This is a genomic window from Oceanicaulis sp. (assembly GCF_051859625.1).
Classification (GTDB): Bacteria; Pseudomonadota; Alphaproteobacteria; order Caulobacterales; family Maricaulaceae; genus Oceanicaulis.
Genome location: NZ_JBHYFH010000002.1, coordinates 332,634 through 346,421, shown reverse-complemented (window position 1 = coordinate 346,421; position 13,788 = coordinate 332,634). Strand labels below are relative to the sequence as shown.

The window sequence follows — 13,788 nt, the reverse complement described above, 5'->3', positions numbered from 1 at the left end:
GCTTACCTTAGCCGAGCGCCGGGTAGATCGGGAAGCGTTCGCACAGCGCGATCACTTCATCACGCACCCGCGCTTCGACCTCGGCGTCGCCATCACGATTGGCCGCCAACGCATCCAGCACTTCCGCCATCATCTCGCCCACGCGGCGGAACTCGGCGGCGCCGAAGCCGCGCGTGGTCCCCGCCGGCGCGCCGACGCGCAGGCCGGATGTTACGGTCGGCTTCTCGGGGTCAAACGGCACACCGTTCTTGTTGCAGGTCATGTGCGCGCGCTCGAGCGCGGCTTCGGAAATGTCGCCGGTCAGCGATTTGGGGCGCAGATCCACCAAGGCGAGATGGCTGTCTGTGCCGCCCGAGACGATGTCATATCCCGCTTCGACCAGCGCGCCAGACATGGCGCGGCAGTTCTCGATCACGGACGCGGCGTAGGCCTTGAACTCAGGACGCAGCGCTTCGCCGAATGCGACCGCTTTTGCAGCGATCACATGCATCAAGGGCCCGCCTTGCAGGCCCGGGAAGACCGCAGAATTGAACTTCTTGCCCAGGGCTTCGTCGCGGCTGATGATCATGCCGCCGCGCGGTCCGCGCAGGGTTTTGTGCGTGGTGGTGGTGCAGACATCGGCGAGCTGAACCGGGTTGGGATAAACGCCGCCTGCAACCAGACCCGCAAAGTGCGCCATGTCCACAAGCAGGTAGGCCCCCACTTCATCGGCGATATCGCGGAACGCCTGAAAGTCGATCTCGCGCGGATACGCGGACCCGCCCGCAATGATCATCTGCGGCTGGATCTCTTTGGCCTGCTCGCGCAGCTTGTCATAATCGATAAGCGCATTGTCTTCGCGCACGCCATAGGCATGGGCTTCAAACCATTTGCCGGACAGGTTCGGGCGCGCGCCATGGGTCAGATGCCCGCCGGCGGACAGATCGAGGCCGAGGATTTTGTCGCCCGGTTTCAGAAGCGCCAGGAACACCGCCTGATTGGCCTGACTGCCTGAATTGGGCTGAACGTTGGCGTAAGCAGCGCCGAACAATTTCTTGGCGCGCTCGATCGCAAGCTCTTCTGCAATGTCGACGAACTCGCACCCGCCATAATAGCGCCGGCCCGGATAGCCTTCGGCGTATTTATTGGTCAGCGGAGAGCCCTGGGCTTCCAGAACGGCGCGCGAGACGATGTTCTCGGACGCGATCAGTTCAATCTGGGTTTGTTGGCGCTGAATTTCCTTGCAGATCGCCGAGGCGAGCTGAGGATCGGCGTCAGCCAGAGACTGGGCAAAGAAAGAGGTGTTCTGGGCGGTCGATTGAACGTCAGCCATCTCGCTCGCACTCCATATAGCGGATCTTTGTAGCTACATACGGCTGGATGCGGTCGTGGACAAGGCGGAGATCAGACGTAAATTCATCCGATTGCATCAACAAAGTTTGTGGGGTGCATTCAGCAACCTTAAAAATTCTATGGCATCTGCAGATTTCTCAATTCAATACTTGTATAGCGAATATACTATCATTAAACACAAGACATCTCATTTTCAGACGCAAACGCGATAACGTTGCGCAAGGATCAGAATATGACTGAAGAGACTCTACTGCCCGTCGACAATGAAGAACTGATGCGTATGACCACAGATATCATCGCGTCTTTTCTCTCGCACAACTCTGTGCCGGCGGAGAGCGTCCCGGATATGATCAAATCGGTCTACGCCACCATGAAAGAAATTTCGGGTGAGCCGGCCAAACCTGAGCCTAAAGCCAAACCGGCTGTGCCCGTCTCCCGTTCAGTCAGCGATGATTACATCGTCTGCCTGGAAGACGGCAAGAAGCTGAAAATGCTCAAGCGCTATCTGCGCTCGCAATACGACATGTCCCCGGAAGATTACCGCCGCAAATGGGGCCTGCCCGCTGACTATCCGATGGTGGCGCCGAATTATTCCAAGCGCCGTTCGGAATTCGCCAAGGAAATCGGCCTTGGCCGCGGCGCCCGCAAGAAATAAGCGCCTCGAATTGATGCGCTAGACAATGACGCCCCGGCCGCCTGGCCGGGGCGTTTTTGATTCAGGCGTCACGCCCTCTTTCTCCAGACGGCGCACCAGCTTGCGCGCGGCCAGACGCTGGAGGTCGTCCTGACGGGTTTTGATGGGGCCGAAGACGACCACTTCTATGCCGGTTTCGACATCGACCGCCGCCACCCGGACAGAATCGCCCACGGAAACAAACTCAAAGATAAACTCACGATCCTGACCGGGATCGCCAGACATTATGCGACCTTGAGGCCGACATGCTTGGCGTAGACGGTTTTCACTGCATCCAGCAGTTCATCCATCATGGCGTCGTCATGCATGGGGGTCGGGGTCAGGCGCATACGCTCCGTACCTTTGGGCACAGTGGGATAATTGATCGGCTGAACATAAATGCCATGAACGTCCAGAAGCTCATCCGTCATGCGCTTGCACAGAACCGGGTCGCCCACATGGACGGGCACGATATGAGTGACGGAGTCGAGCACCGGAATGCCGGCCTCGTGAAAGCGCGCCTTCAAGGTGGCGGCGCGTTCCTGATGCTGCTCGCGCAGATGATAGGCGCTCTTGAGATACTCAACGCTGGCGCGCGCGCCAGCCGCAAGAGCCGGCGCCAATGAGGTGGTGAAGATGAAGCCCGGCGCCCAGGAGCGGATGGCGTCGACGATCACTTCATCGGCGGCGATATAACCGCCCATGACGCCAAACGCCTTGCCCAGCGTGCCTTCGATAATGTCAAAGCGGTCCAGAAGCCCGTCGCGCTCCGCAATGCCGGCGCCGCGCAAGCCATACAGGCCGACAGCATGCACTTCATCGAGATAGGTGAGCGCGTTGTATTTGTCCGCCAGGTCGCAGACGGCTTCGAGCGGACCAATATCACCATCCATGGAATAGACGGATTCAAGCGCGATCAACTTTGGCGCATCTTTCGGCGCCGCTTTCAGAAGCTCTTCCAGATGCGCGACGTCATTGTGCCGCCACACATGTTTTTCGCATTTCGCTCCCTTCACGCCTTCGATCATGGAGGCGTGGTTGAGAGCATCAGAGAAGATGATCAGTCCGGGCAGGATCTTGCCAAGCGTGGCGAGCGTCGCCTGATTGGCGATATAGCCCGACGTGAACAAGAGCGCGCTTTCCTTGTCGTGCAGATCGGCGAGGCTGGCTTCCAGCTCCACGTGATAGTGAGTCGTGCCGGAGATATTGCGCGTGCCTCCGGCGCCGGCGCCCACATCGTCGATCGCCTGCTTCATGGCGCCGGTGACGCAGGGGCTTTGCCCCATGCCCAGATAGTCATTGGAGCACCACACCACCACATCACGGGTATCGCCCTCATCCGTCCGCAAACGCGCACGAGGGAACTGCCCCTTCACACGCCGCAGATTGGCGAACACACGATAACGGCCTTCGGCGCGGACGCGCGCGACTGAGGCTTTGAAAGCGCTGCGGTAATCCATTGTTCTTGCACTCGCATTTCAGCGCGAGCGGCTCTCCCTAAAGATCAGCATGTCATCAGCACAATGACATAGGATTCTGAGCTTGTCTTATCACCGGTCAGGGACCAAAGGTCGCGGTTCAGCTGATAGCGCTTCGCAAACTCAAGTGTGCTTTTACTTCATCTCTCCAGCGAGCCATTTGATCACGCCGGAGAAGTCCATCTCCTCACCGCCCTGCTCGACAAAGGCGTCATAAATGGTCTGCGCTTTTTCGCCCATAGGCGTGTTCACGCCGGCCGTTTTCGATGTCTGCATGGCAAGGTTTAAATCTTTAAGCATCATCGGAGCAGCGAATCCGGGCTTGTAGTCACGATTTGACGGCGCTGCGGGAACCGGACCGGGAACCGGACAATAACTGGTCAAAGACCAGTTCTGGCCTGACGCTTGAGAAGCGATGTCAAAGAAGTTCTGCGGATCAAGGCCCAGATTGATGGCCAGATTCATCGCTTCGCAGGTCCCGATCATGTGAATGCCGAGCAGCATATTGTTGCAAATCTTGGCCGCCTGTCCGGCGCCGGCCTCACCCGCGCGAATCACGGCCTTGCCCATATTGGCCAGAATCGGTTCGGCCTTGGCGAAAGCGTCCTCCGGACCGCCGACCATGAAGGTCAGCGTGCCGCCCTCGGCCGCCGCCACGCCGCCGGACACCGGCGCGTCAACAAACGCAAAGCCCGCCTCAGCGGCTTTCGCCGCGACGGCGCGGGCGCTGTCCACATCAATGGTGGAGCAATCGATCAGCACGGCGTCAGCGCGCGCGAGCGACAGCACGCCCCCGTCATCGAGATACACGCTGCGCACATGCGGTCCCGCAGGCAGCATGCTCACGACGACGTCCGCCCCGGTGACCGCGTGTTTGAGGTCAGTCGCCGCCGTCGCGCCCTTGTCGACCAGCGCCGCCACAGCGTCAGCGTTCAGATCAAACGCGCGCACGTCATGCCCGGCCTTCACGAGGTTGGCCGCCATGCCAGAGCCCATATTTCCAAGGCCGATAAATGCAACAACCGCCATGCGGTCCTCCCTTGTGTTCGCGAGAGCGAGCGGTTGATCCGCCCTGCCCGGTGTTCCTAATCGAGGAACGTCATTTCCTTGTCCGCATCAAGCGGCTCGAAATACGCCGCCACATCAGCGTCTGAGATCGGCCCAGACCAGTTCGGCGCATTGTCCTTGTCGATAATCACAGCGCGAACCCCTTCGTAAAAATCCGAGCCCTCTGCGAGAAAGCGGCTCGAAACACGAAGGTCCTGCACCATGACGTCGCGCAGTGACAGGTCCGCGCCCTTGCGCAGCGCCGCCAGCGTCACCTTCACGGCGGTGGGCGACTTGCCCGACAGGATTTTCAGAACGGCCTTGGACCACGCATCATCAGCGGTTTCCAGCCGGTTGAGAATGACGGCCAGATCATCGCCTTCAAACGCCGCATCAATCAGCGGCTGAACCATGCCGAGATCGGAATGGCCCGGATCACCCGCGAAGTTTTCAAGGATGGCGTCGATTTTTTCGCCGTCATCATCCAGCGTCTCGCTCTCCAGAGCCTCAATCAGCGCCTGATGGGAATCGGTCGGCACATAATGGGTGGCGACGCCGGCGGCGATGCAATCCGCTGTTTTCAGGCGTGCGCCGGTCAGGCCCATCCAGACCCCAAGTTCGCCCATCAGCCGAGGCAGAAAGAAAGCCCCGCCCACATCAGGGTGAAAGCCGATCCCGGTTTCGGGCATGGCGAACATGGTCCGGTCGCCTGCGACGCGGAACTCGCCATGAATGGAGACCCCGACGCCGCCGCCCATGGTGATGCCGTCGATCAGGGCCACATACGGCTTGGGATATTCCGCGATCAGCGTGTTGAGCTGGTATTCGTCGCGCCAGAAGGTCCAGGCCCGGTCATCGCCCGCCTGGCCGCTTTCCGCCAGCATGCGAATATCGCCGCCCGCGCAGAAGCCTTTTTCGCCCGCGCCGTCCACGACCACGGCTTTCACGCTGTCATCATTGCGCCAGGCCTGCAGCGCTTCGACCATGGCGGTGACCATGTCCTGGTTCAGCGCGTTGAGCGCCTTGGGACGGTTCAGCGTGATGCGGCCGACCGAGCCGACTTTGCGAGTGATGACGTCTTCAGTCATGAGAGGCTTCTCCGGACGGAAATTTTGCTCTTAGCCCTGACGAGGTGACAGGGCCAATTGATACTCTTTGTAGGCGCAATCGGGCCTGACGATAACGCGACCTAGCGCAGCACATCCTTGGCGATGATGACGCGCATGATTTCATTGGTGCCTTCAAGGATCTGGTGAACCCGCAAATCCCGCACGATGCGCTCGAGCGGGTAATCCTTCAGATACCCGTAGCCGCCATGAATCTGCAGCGCGTCATTGGCGATCTTGAAGCCCATATCGGTCGAGAATCGCTTGGCCATGGCGCAGTATTTCGCCGCTTGGGGATCCTTGCGATCCACCGCATCCGCGGCGCGCAGCAGCATCATGCGCGAGGCGTCGAGCTCGGTGACCATGTCGGCCAGCTTGAACTGGGTCGCCTGGAAGTCCGCGATATGACGTCCGAACTGACTGCGTTCCTTGGCGTACTGGATGGCGAGATCCACCGCTTCAGCCGCGCCGCCCAGCGAACACGCGCCGATATTGATGCGGCCGCCATTGAGCCCTTGCATCGCAAAGCCGAAGCCCTGGCCTTCCTCGCCGATGCGGTTTTCGACCGGCACGCGGCAATCTTCGAAGGTGACGACGCGGGTGGGCTGGGAATTCCAGCCCATCTTGCGCTCATTGGCGCCAAAACTCAGACCCGGCGTGTCTTTCTCGACGATGATCGTGGAAATGCCCTTGGGGCCGTCCTCGCCCGTCCGGCACATCACGGCGTACAGATCGCTGGTTCCCGCGCCGGAAATAAAGGCTTTCGAACCATTGAGCACATAATGATCGCCATCGCGCACCGCCTTGGTGCGCAGATTGGCGGCGTCAGAGCCCGCGCCCGGCTCGGTCAGGCAATAGGAGGCTATGGTGTTCATCGCCGTCAGGTCCGGCAGCCAGCGCTGGCGCTGCTCTTCGCTGCCCCAGCTGTCGATCATCCAGCTGACCATGTTGTGGATGGAAATGAAGGCCGCCGTGGACACGCAACCGCGCGAGAGCTGTTCAAAGATCAGCGCCGCGTCGACCCGGCTCATGCCCGATCCGCCCACATCATCGCGGGTGTAGATGCCCGCAAAGCCCATGGCCGCGCTTTCTTTCAGCACGTCGACGGGGAAGTGTTTGGTCTCGTCCCACTCCGCCGCATGGGGCTTGAGACGATCCTCGGCGAACTTGCGTGCGGCGTCTTGTATCAGCGCTTGCTCTTCAGTCAGCTCGAAATGCACGGGGAAACCTCCTAAACAGACCGGGTTGGACCGGTTCCGACCGCATGAAACGCGATGTGTTCTGATTTGCTGCAAGCGAGATAGACCAAGATGGCCGCTTTTCCCACCACCCGTATGCGCCGAATGCGCGCCAATGACTGGTCGCGCCGCCTGATGCGCGAGAACACATTGACGCCCAACGACCTGATCTGGACGCTGGTCGTCTCCGATACAGCCAATCCCACAGAGCCCGTCGCCTCCATGCCGGGCGTGGAGCGTTTGAGCGTCAAGGCCGCCGCCGACGCCGCCCGGCGGGCGCGGGATCTGGGCATTCCCGCCATCGCTGTCTTCCCGCATCTCGACCCGTCGCTCAAAGACGAGAACGGACGCGAGGCGGATAATCCTGACGGCCTTGTGGCGCAAACGATCAAGGCGATGAAAGACGCGGCTCCTGAAGTCGGGATCATCTGCGACGTCGCCCTCGACCCGTTTACCGATCATGGCCATGACGGGCTGATGGAGGATGGGGTCATTCTCAATGACGCCAGCGTTGAACGCCTGTGCAGTCAGGCGCTGATGCAGGCGGCGTCCGGCTGCGACGTGGTGGCGCCGTCCGACATGATGGACGGGCGAATCGGCGCGATCCGCGACGCGCTCGATTCCGAAGGCTTTCAGGACACGCTGATCATGTCCTACGCCGCGAAATACGCCTCGGCCTTCTACGGCCCCTATCGCGACGCCATCGGCAGCGCCAAGGCGCTACAGGGCGACAAGAAGACCTATCAGATGGATCCCGCCAACACAGATGAGTCGATCCGCGAAGTTGCGCTCGACATCGACGAAGGCGCGGACATGGTCATGGTCAAACCCGGCCTGCCCTATCTCGATATTGTCGCGCGCGTTAAGGCGACCTTTGAAATGCCCACCTATGCGTTTCAGGTGTCGGGCGAATACGCGATGATTCAGGCCGCCGCCCAGAACGGCTGGATTGATGGCGAACGCGCCATGATGGAAAGCCTGCTGGCGTTCAAACGCGCCGGCGCGGACGGCATTCTCACCTATTTTGCACCCAAGGCGGCGGAACTGCTCAATGACTAAACGCCCCGAAACCCTCGCCGCCCAGGCGCTGCACCAGACGGACCGGGAAACCGGCGCGGTGATCCCGCCCATCCATCCCGCCACGACCTTCATGCGCGACGAGAAAAATGCGCTTGTCGGCGCCATGGATTATCGCCGCCCCAAAGGCCCCACCGAAGTGCAGGCGGCGAACGTGCTGGCGGCGCTCGAAGGCGCAGCGGACGCGCGGCTGTTCAGTTCAGGCCTCGCCGCCCTGGCCGCCATTCTGGATACGCTGGAAATCGGCGCGCACGTGGTGGCGCAGACCGAAATGTATTACGGCGCCAAGAAACTGCTGCATCATCTCGCCGCCAAAGGGCTGATCTCCCTCACCTTCTTTGAACCTCACGACAAGGCGGGTCTGAAACAGGCGGTGCAGTCGGCGAAGACCGAGCTTGTGTGGGTGGAAACCCCCGCCAATCCCAGCTGGGCGGTCGTCGATGTCGCCTATGCGGCCGAGATCGCCCACGCCGCCGGTGCGATTCTGGGGGTGGACGGCACGTGTTCACCGCCCTGCACCACCCGCGCGCTGGAACTGGGCGCTGACCTCGTCATGCATTCGGCGACCAAATATCTCAACGGGCATTCCGATGTTCTGATGGGCGCCGTCGTGACCAAATCCCGGGACGAACGCTGGGAGAAGCTCTGCGCCGGTCACAGCCTCACCGGCGCTATTCCGAGCGCGTTTGACAGCTGGCTGATGATGCGCGGACTGCGGACGCTGTTTGTCCGGTTTGAACGTCAAAGCGCGAACGCCATGAAAGTCGCTGAAGCGATGAAAGCCCACGGCGCTGTCACCCATGTGCTCTACCCGGGACTGGAAGACCATGCGGGACACGCCATCGCCGCGCGCCAGATGACGAACGGGTTCGGCGGTCTTCTCTCGATCCGGCTCAAGGGCGGCGCTGAGGCCGCACGCAAGCTTTGCGCATCAACCAAGGTCTTCTTGCAAGCCACCTCCATCGGCGGGGTGGAAAGCCTGATTGAGCACCGCAAACCGATTGAAGGCCCCAGCAGTCCGACGCCCGATAATCTGGTGCGGCTTTCATGCGGGATCGAGGCGGCGGATGATTTGATCGAAGATCTCAAACTTGCCCTGGACAGAGTGGCAAAATAAACTCGCGGGGGAATTGTTCACTCGAGCTCACCTATGTATCGCTGTCCGCATTGCCGTGAACTTTTAGGCGTCAGAGCTGTTCTGAACATGAGCACAAATACTCTGTCCACCTGCGGCGATTGCGGACAGCGCTATGTCTGGGACGCCTCAGGTCCAATGCTGCTGTTGATGGTCATCATGATCGCGTCGAGCACCATCGCGCTGGTGATGACCGCTCCCCGCATGCCGGTTGTGATGGCGGCAGTCGCTATTCCGACCCTGATCGCGGCGTCCGCCGCCATGGCCCTGAACGCCATCAGACCCGTAGCGCGCTAATCCACACGCCCTATCGGCGGGATCGACCATTTAAAGAGGATGGCGCAGCCGCGCAGTATGAACGCCGCCAGCGCCGCGCCGACCGCCGCCGAACCTGTGGGCACGCCCAGTTCCAGAGCCGCCACATAAACAACAGCGCCAAACAAGGCCGCCAGGGCATAGATATCCGCCCTCAGGATCAGCGGCACGTCATTCACGATGATGTCGCGCACCAGCCCGCCAAAGGCGGCGCTCATCACGCCTGTGACCAAAGCAATCGACCAATGCGCTCCGGCGATCAGGCCCGCCTGCGCGCCCAGTACGCAAAACACGGCGAGACCGGCGCTGTCCGCCCAGATCAGGGCGCGATAGCGCGCGCCTTCTTCACCGCGCACCAGTTCAGAGCCGTAATACCCGATCACGCCCCCTGCGAGCGCGAGGATCAGATAATGCGGCGCATCAATCCAGTAGACCGGCAAGCGCCCGAGCAGGACATCACGCAGCGTGCCGCCGCCCATACCGGTGACCGCGCCGATCACGGCGGCGCCGAACGGATCAAGATGCTTGCGCGCCGACAGAATGCCGCCCGAAAGGGCGAACACGAAAATGCCGATATAGTTGAGGACGATGAAAACGAGCGTGACGTTCACAACTGCACGCCTTCCCCGCCCGTAGCGGCGAAATGCGCAGCGAGCGCCGAGAGCAGCAAGATCATGGTGATCCACACGCCGGCGTTCACATAGACCGAGCGTTTGGCGGACCGCCGTTCCAGCCAGGTTCGCGGACGCACGCCCTTGAAGTAATAGACCATCAGGGCGCTCAGATTGACCGCCACCACATTGATCGACAGCAAGAGCGCGGCCCGCCCCGCCAGATCCCAGGCGCCGCTGCCCGCAAGCAGCCCCGCTGCGGAAGCCGGCGGCAACAAAGCCACCGCCACCATCACGCCCACAAGCGCCGCCGGCAAACCCGTGGCGATAGAGAGCGCCGCTGCGGCTCCTGCGGCCAACGCCAGAGCGGCGGAATCGGGGCCCACCACGGTTCGGCTCATCAATTCATTGGAATAGAGGTTGGGTTCGTAAAACAGACCGACCAGAAAGCTCAAAGCCAACCCTAGCGCGAGCCCGGCCACAGCGGTACGGGCCGCTTTGAACATCAAAGGCAAATCGCCCAGGGCCGAGCCGAATGAAAACGCCAGGATCGGGCCCAGAAGCGGCGCGATCACCATGGCGCCGATGACGGCCGCCACATTGTCAGCAGACAGGCCAAACACCACCACCACGGTGGAGAGTGCGGTCAGCATCAGGAAATCGGAGTTGATCTCCGCGCCTTTGGCGATGTCCTGGAACATCTCTTCCCGCAGGGCGAGCCGGCGCTTCTTGCGGGTGGCTTCGTCGGGGTCTTCATCAATCCGCGGGACGCTCGCCTCGATAGGAATGACCACAAGACGCCAGTTTTGTTCGCCTTCAAGGATCGCCTGAACGGCGTCGATGGCCTTTTGTCCGTCGCCATCGCGAAACGTCAGCCGCAACAGTCGTTTTCCCTGGGCGTCGGGTTCCGTCAGGCGATGGTCCAACGGCTCGGTCTTCAGCGTCGCCTTGAGGATGGGCTGAACCTTGTCGCCATCGGGGAAAGTGACTTCAATCAGGCGCATCGCGCTCAGGTCCGATCCGCGTTTTCAAGCCGGGCGATCAGGCTGGACGTATCCCAGCGACCGCCGCCCATGGCTTCGATCTCGGCATAGAACTGATCGACCAACGCCGCCGCAGGCAAACGCGCGCCATTGTTGCGCGCCTCATCCAGCGCAATGCGAAGATCCTTGCGCATCCAATTGACAGCGAAGCCAAAATCAAATTCACCGTCAACCATGGTGCGCCAACGGTTTTCCATCTGCCAGCTTTGCGCCGCGCCTTTGGAGACGGCTGAAATCACCGTTTCGGGATCAAGCCCCGCGCTTTTGGCGAAGTGCAGCCCCTCGGCCAGCCCCTGAACCAGGCCCGCAATGCAGATCTGGTTGACCATCTTGGTCAATTGTCCGGCTCCTGCAGGTCCCGCATACACGATCGCCTTGGCGTACGCGTCCATGATCGGCTCAGCCTCGGCGAAAACACTGTCATCACCGCCGCACATGATCGAAAGCTGACCGTTTTCCGCGCCCGCCTGCCCGCCTGACACCGGCGCGTCCAGAAAGCCCACCTCTGAGCTCTTCGCCACTTCATGAAGGTCGCGCGCCAAGGCCGCTGAGGCCGTTGTGTGATCCACCAGCACAGCGCCGGCTTTCATGGCGGGCAGTGCGATGTCCGCGACAGCGCGCACATCCGGGTCATCGCCCAGGCACATCAGGACGCAATCAGCGTCCGCCACGGCGGCCTCGACGCTGTCACAGGCCTGACCTTTATACTGCCCGGCCCAATCGTGAGCCTTGGCGGCGGTTCGGTTCCAGACCGAGACCGCATGACCGGTTTTGGACAAATGCCCGGCCATGGGAAAGCCCATAACGCCCAGCCCCAAAAACGCGACATTCGCCATATTATGCTCCCTCAAGGCCGCTTCCAGCCAATTGTTCGTCCAGACTACGCGTTTTGTCCGCCACCACATCGCCCGTATGTTTGGTGGCGACTGGTTCGACCAGCATCACCCAGCATTCGTCTTCCGCGACCGGGTTGTGGCGGACGCCCTTAGGCACGACGTGCATGTCGCCTTCAGACAGCGTCACCGAGCCGTCCTCATATTGCATGTCGAGCCGCCCCTTCACGATAAAGAACAACTCATCTTCATCCGCATGATCATGCCAGACAAACTCGCCCTGGAGCTTGGCCAGCTTGACGTACTGGTCATTGACCCGGGCGATCACGCGCGGGGACCAGTACTCGGAAATCTGGTCAAACTCAGCCTGCAGGCGTTTGACGTCCGCAATCATGTCCGCCTCTCCTCAAATCTTCGAATAGCCTGAGCGCACAAAGACCAGCGCTTCTGCGTCCCTGGGACGGTCCGCGTTCAGAACTTCACCGAGAATGATCTCATGATCACCGCCAGCAAAGACCTGATGACGGCGACATTCAAACCGGGCGATCGCGTTTTCAAGCAAAGGAGCGCCGTTTTTGGCAGGCGTCCATCGTCCGCCATTCGCCTCCAGATCGTCAGAGCGCGAACAGGCTGTGGATAAGTCCGCCTGGTCCGCCGCCAGTATATTCACGGCGAAATCCTGCGCGTTCAGAAACCGGTCATAGCGATGGCTGTCTTTGGCCAGCGACCACAGGATCAGGGGCGGATCGAGAGAGACGGAGGAGAAGGAATTGATCGTCATCGCCCGCGCCGATCCTCCATCCATGACCGTGATCAGGGCCACGCCAGTAGGGAATCGTCCCAGGCAATCGCGAAATTCGCGCTCAAAAAGTGACAAAATTCGCTCCTGATTCGTTTTGACAACGCAGATTTAACCCTGTTGCTCCAGAGTGTCCGCCAGAAATGCCGAAGGTGGGTGGATATGAGCTCGGATCAACCGATCGTCATCAAGAAAGTCAAGAAGGGCGGCGGCCATGGGCACCATGGCGGCGCCTGGAAAGTCGCCTATGCCGATTTCGTGACGGCCATGATGGCGTTCTTCCTCATGATGTGGCTGATCAATAACACAGAACCCGAACAGCGACAGGGCATTGCGGACTATTTCGCACCCGCCAGCGTCAGCCGCACCACATCAGGCTCCGGCGGCGTTCTGGGCGGCACCAGCTTTGGCGATGACGGCGCACGCGGGTCCGGCTCGTCCTCAGTCGTCGAACGCCTCGCGCCCCGTTCTGAGCAGGATGTGTCTCGCGAACAGGAAGCCGATGAAGCCTCCGGCGCCGCCGGCGGTCAGCCGCAAGCCTCAACGGACGCCCTCGCCAGCGCCCTCGCCCGCCGTGAAGCGGCTGAATTCGCCAGCGCCGAGCAATCCCTACGTCAGGCCCTGCAAGACATGCCCGAGCTCGCCGAGCTGTCGCGCCACGTCCTGATTGAAGAAACGCCAGAAGGTCTGCGCATCCAGCTGATCGACCAGGAAGGCCGTCCGATGTTCGAGCCTGGCGCGATCGAGCCCAACAGCCGGGCGCGCGTGCTGCTGCGGACGATTTCCGAGATCGTCCTGCGTCTGCCGAACCGCATCACCCTGTCCGGTCACACCGACGCCAGTCCGGCGCCTGTGGGCGGCCCGTCCAACTGGGAGCTTTCGGCGGCCCGCGCCAACGCGGCGCTGAACATCATGGCGAATGCTGGCGTCCCCGATCATCGGATCGCGGAAGTCCGGGGCAAGGCTGGCGCTGAGCCGCTCTTCCCCGACGACCCTTACCTGCCGGGCAATCGCCGCCTGTCCATCACCTTGCTGCGCGAAGCTCCGGCCATTCCGCCTGGCCACTCACTCTAGCCGAACGCAGGGACTGTCCTCAAAGAG

Annotated in this window: 16 protein-coding genes; 5 read left to right on the top strand and 11 right to left on the bottom strand. The window is 61.2% G+C overall.

All coding sequences use genetic code 11. The features are described from left to right. Positions 1–7: 7 nt before the first annotated feature. Positions 8–1,312, bottom strand: a complete 1,305-nt coding sequence (gene glyA, locus ACTIGF_RS11170; protein WP_439636966.1) for a serine hydroxymethyltransferase — start codon at positions 1,310–1,312, stop codon at positions 8–10. A 252-nt stretch (positions 1,313–1,564) separates the two neighbouring features. Between glyA and ACTIGF_RS11165 the strand changes: the two genes are divergently transcribed. After that, entirely contained in the window at positions 1,565–1,987 is a 423-nt protein-coding gene (locus ACTIGF_RS11165; RefSeq protein ID WP_028284842.1) for a MucR family transcriptional regulator, read from the top strand. Between the two features lie 18 nt (positions 1,988–2,005). Here the strand turns inward: ACTIGF_RS11165 and ACTIGF_RS11160 are convergent, their stop codons facing one another. The 5 genes from ACTIGF_RS11160 to ACTIGF_RS11140 all read right to left on the bottom strand — a co-directional run bounded on the left by ACTIGF_RS11160 (position 2,006) and on the right by ACTIGF_RS11140 (position 6,856). After that, the gene (locus ACTIGF_RS11160) at positions 2,006–2,251 is read right to left on the bottom strand and encodes a DUF6898 family protein (RefSeq protein ID WP_439636965.1); all 246 of its coding nucleotides are present in this window, start codon (positions 2,249–2,251) and stop codon (positions 2,006–2,008) included. Then, positions 2,251–3,465: a 5-aminolevulinate synthase gene (gene hemA / locus ACTIGF_RS11155; RefSeq protein ID WP_439636964.1), complete on the bottom strand. Its 1,215-nt coding sequence runs from the start codon at positions 3,463–3,465 to the stop codon at positions 2,251–2,253. Before hemA ends, ACTIGF_RS11160 begins: the two co-directional genes overlap by 1 nt. Positions 3,466–3,618: 153 nt before the next feature. Next, on the bottom strand, positions 3,619–4,512 hold the full coding sequence (mmsB, locus tag ACTIGF_RS11150) for a 3-hydroxyisobutyrate dehydrogenase (RefSeq protein ID WP_439636963.1): 894 nt from the start codon (positions 4,510–4,512) through the stop codon (positions 3,619–3,621). A gap of 56 nt (positions 4,513–4,568) precedes the next feature. Next, a complete protein-coding gene (locus ACTIGF_RS11145) occupies positions 4,569–5,618 on the bottom strand; it encodes an enoyl-CoA hydratase/isomerase family protein (RefSeq protein ID WP_439636962.1) in 1,050 nt (349 codons plus the stop codon). Positions 5,619–5,719: 101 nt separating this feature from the next. Further along, positions 5,720–6,856 (bottom strand): isobutyryl-CoA dehydrogenase, encoded by a 1,137-nt coding sequence (locus ACTIGF_RS11140; protein WP_439636961.1) that lies wholly within the window; start codon positions 6,854–6,856, stop codon positions 5,720–5,722. 90 nt (positions 6,857–6,946) lie between these two features. Between ACTIGF_RS11140 and hemB the strand changes: the two genes are divergently transcribed. The 3 genes from hemB to ACTIGF_RS11125 all read left to right on the top strand — a co-directional run bounded on the left by hemB (position 6,947) and on the right by ACTIGF_RS11125 (position 9,383). Beyond that, positions 6,947–7,933 carry a porphobilinogen synthase gene (gene hemB / locus ACTIGF_RS11135; RefSeq protein WP_439636960.1) on the top strand — a complete coding sequence of 329 codons (987 nt, stop codon included), beginning with the start codon at positions 6,947–6,949 and terminating at the stop codon, positions 7,931–7,933. Further along, positions 7,926–9,068, top strand: coding sequence for a trans-sulfuration enzyme family protein (locus ACTIGF_RS11130; protein ID WP_439636959.1), 1,143 nt, complete (start codon positions 7,926–7,928; stop codon positions 9,066–9,068). The genes hemB and ACTIGF_RS11130 overlap by 8 nt, the downstream gene beginning before the upstream one ends. A gap of 87 nt (positions 9,069–9,155) precedes the next feature. Then, positions 9,156–9,383: a hypothetical protein gene (locus ACTIGF_RS11125; protein ID WP_439636958.1), complete on the top strand. Its 228-nt coding sequence runs from the start codon at positions 9,156–9,158 to the stop codon at positions 9,381–9,383. On the opposite strand, the gene ACTIGF_RS11120 is transcribed toward ACTIGF_RS11125, so the two are convergent. The 5 genes from ACTIGF_RS11120 to ACTIGF_RS11100 are packed head-to-tail and all read right to left on the bottom strand — an operon-like array spanning position 9,380 to position 12,765. After that, a complete protein-coding gene (locus ACTIGF_RS11120; protein ID WP_439636957.1) occupies positions 9,380–10,012 on the bottom strand; it encodes a trimeric intracellular cation channel family protein in 633 nt (210 codons plus the stop codon). The two genes, ACTIGF_RS11125 and ACTIGF_RS11120, sit on opposite strands and share 4 nt — an antisense overlap. Then, complete coding sequence (locus tag ACTIGF_RS11115; RefSeq protein ID WP_439636956.1) at positions 10,009–11,016, bottom strand: TIGR00341 family protein; 1,008 nt, start codon at positions 11,014–11,016, stop codon at positions 10,009–10,011. The genes ACTIGF_RS11120 and ACTIGF_RS11115 overlap by 4 nt, the downstream gene beginning before the upstream one ends. A gap of 5 nt (positions 11,017–11,021) precedes the next feature. Continuing rightward, the gene (locus ACTIGF_RS11110) at positions 11,022–11,891 is read right to left on the bottom strand and encodes an NAD(P)-dependent oxidoreductase (protein WP_439636955.1); all 870 of its coding nucleotides are present in this window, start codon (positions 11,889–11,891) and stop codon (positions 11,022–11,024) included. A gap of 1 nt (position 11,892) precedes the next feature. Beyond that, complete coding sequence (locus ACTIGF_RS11105; protein ID WP_439636954.1) at positions 11,893–12,282, bottom strand: cupin domain-containing protein; 390 nt, start codon at positions 12,280–12,282, stop codon at positions 11,893–11,895. A 12-nt stretch (positions 12,283–12,294) separates the two neighbouring features. After that, positions 12,295–12,765, bottom strand: a complete 471-nt coding sequence (locus ACTIGF_RS11100; RefSeq protein WP_439636953.1) for a flavin reductase family protein — start codon at positions 12,763–12,765, stop codon at positions 12,295–12,297. Between the two features lie 84 nt (positions 12,766–12,849). On the opposite strand from ACTIGF_RS11100, the gene ACTIGF_RS11095 reads away from it, so the two are divergent. Further along, a complete protein-coding gene (locus tag ACTIGF_RS11095) occupies positions 12,850–13,761 on the top strand; it encodes a flagellar motor protein MotB (RefSeq protein ID WP_439636952.1) in 912 nt (303 codons plus the stop codon). Positions 13,762–13,788 lie beyond the last annotated feature (27 nt).

Excerpts from the sequence above, each read along its gene's own strand:
- ACTIGF_RS11145 (WP_439636962.1), bottom strand. The coding sequence starts at position 5,618 with ATGACTGAAGACGTCATCACTCGCAAAGTCGGCTCGGTCGGCCGCATC.
- mmsB (WP_439636963.1), bottom strand. The coding sequence starts at position 4,512 with ATGGCGGTTGTTGCATTTATCGGCCTTGGAAATATGGGCTCTGGCATG.
- ACTIGF_RS11110 (WP_439636955.1), bottom strand. The coding sequence starts at position 11,891 with ATGGCGAATGTCGCGTTTTTGGGGCTGGGCGTTATGGGCTTTCCCATG.
- hemB (WP_439636960.1), top strand. The coding sequence starts at position 6,947 with ATGGCCGCTTTTCCCACCACCCGTATGCGCCGAATGCGCGCCAATGAC.
- hemA (WP_439636964.1), bottom strand. The coding sequence starts at position 3,465 with ATGGATTACCGCAGCGCTTTCAAAGCCTCAGTCGCGCGCGTCCGCGCC.
- ACTIGF_RS11125 (WP_439636958.1), top strand. The coding sequence starts at position 9,156 with ATGAGCACAAATACTCTGTCCACCTGCGGCGATTGCGGACAGCGCTAT.
- ACTIGF_RS11165 (WP_028284842.1), top strand. The coding sequence starts at position 1,565 with ATGACTGAAGAGACTCTACTGCCCGTCGACAATGAAGAACTGATGCGT.
- ACTIGF_RS11105 (WP_439636954.1), bottom strand. The coding sequence starts at position 12,282 with ATGATTGCGGACGTCAAACGCCTGCAGGCTGAGTTTGACCAGATTTCC.
- ACTIGF_RS11115 (WP_439636956.1), bottom strand. The coding sequence starts at position 11,016 with ATGCGCCTGATTGAAGTCACTTTCCCCGATGGCGACAAGGTTCAGCCC.
- glyA (WP_439636966.1), bottom strand. The coding sequence starts at position 1,312 with ATGGCTGACGTTCAATCGACCGCCCAGAACACCTCTTTCTTTGCCCAG.
- ACTIGF_RS11095 (WP_439636952.1), top strand. The coding sequence starts at position 12,850 with ATGAGCTCGGATCAACCGATCGTCATCAAGAAAGTCAAGAAGGGCGGC.
- ACTIGF_RS11130 (WP_439636959.1), top strand. The coding sequence starts at position 7,926 with ATGACTAAACGCCCCGAAACCCTCGCCGCCCAGGCGCTGCACCAGACG.
- ACTIGF_RS11160 (WP_439636965.1), bottom strand. The coding sequence starts at position 2,251 with ATGTCTGGCGATCCCGGTCAGGATCGTGAGTTTATCTTTGAGTTTGTT.